Source organism: Meiothermus sp. CFH 77666, assembly GCF_017497985.1.
GTDB lineage: Bacteria > Deinococcota > Deinococci > Deinococcales > Thermaceae > Meiothermus.
In genome coordinates this window covers 1-1,152 of the sequence record NZ_JAGDFV010000065.1, presented here as the reverse complement: position 1 = coordinate 1,152, position 1,152 = coordinate 1, and the positions used below count along the sequence as shown (strand labels likewise).

2 protein-coding genes are annotated in these 1,152 nt (G+C 60.7%); both read right to left on the bottom strand.

The annotated features are described in order from the left end of the window. Positions 1–10: 10 nt before the first annotated feature. Complete coding sequence (locus J3L12_RS16855; RefSeq protein WP_243455346.1) at positions 11–379, bottom strand: DDE transposase family protein; 369 nt, start codon at positions 377–379, stop codon at positions 11–13. A gap of 98 nt (positions 380–477) precedes the next feature. Next, positions 478–1,131: a transposase family protein gene (locus tag J3L12_RS16850; RefSeq protein ID WP_243455345.1), complete on the bottom strand. Its 654-nt coding sequence runs from the start codon at positions 1,129–1,131 to the stop codon at positions 478–480. Positions 1,132–1,152: the final 21 nt, after the last annotated feature.

Sequence of the window (1,152 nt, the reverse complement as noted above, 5' to 3'; positions counted from 1 at the left end):
CAGGCTTTTATCACAACCCTCGGATTAGCTTGAGTAGAGGATAGGGATTAGCCGAGAACTTTCTAACCGAGCGCAACACCGGCCACTTTTTGAGGTGCAAGAGGCTCAGGATTACATCTCGTAAGTACATCAGCCCCACCGCCCCCTTGCGGCTGCGGGAGGCATCCTCTCCCAACACCGTGTCTCGCTTGTGGTGTAGACGGTTCTCCACCTCCCAGTGTCCCCGCCACAGGGCATAAAGCTGCCTTGCTGACGCCTGCAGACTGGTCAGCGCATAGGTGGTCTCCTCCCGTAGCTCCCCGGTATTCTTGCGCACCACCCTCCGTTGCATCCGCAAGGCCATCTGCGAGCCCCGCCAACCGCTTACCGCCTCAGGCATGGGCAGCACCTCCAGGTGCCATGTCCAGACCTCTCCACCCCGAACCTGGTGCCGGATATGATGATCCGTGGCCTCGTAGCGGGCAAAAGCCCACTGGATCAGTTCCTTGAGCTCCGCCTGGTTCTCTTTGACGCTGAACAGATACCCCCCTTTCGCTCCACCACCGCTGCAGCCAACTCCGGGTTGCACAAAGCGGCATCCCCCGTCAGTACCCAGTCCACCCCTAGCCCCTCCATGCGTACCACCAGTCCCTGCGCCGCCGCTGCCTCACCAGCGGAAACCGCCTGGCTGCCCAGGGAGAGCCCCAGCCCCTGAACCAAAGCTGACAAAAAGACCAGTGCCTCTTCCCCTTGCCGGATTCTGCGGGTGCCTCGCAGGTGTTTCCCATCCGCAGCGACGGGCAAAGGGCCTTTTTGGCCTAGAGCCTGCCATACCTCCTGCGCCCAGCCAAGCAAGGCGGCTTGTAGGGAGTCGAGCTGCTCGGAGAGGGACTGGAAGAAACGGTAGAGGGTCGCCTGCGCCGGGAGCTTCCGCTGGCCCAGGCGGGTACGGATACCCACCTGGTTGAGCAGGAAAGCGCGATGGTCTTTCACCCACTGGCTGATCGCCAGGATGTTGTGCCGCCCAGCCCCCACCGCTATCAAGCAGATCAGCAGCAGGTCTTGCCAGCGATGATGGGTTTTCAAGTACTCGCGGGAATCGGGTATCTGGGCTAGATACGGCAACGGACTGGGGATGGAGACAGCTTTCATATGTGATTATGATAAAAGCCT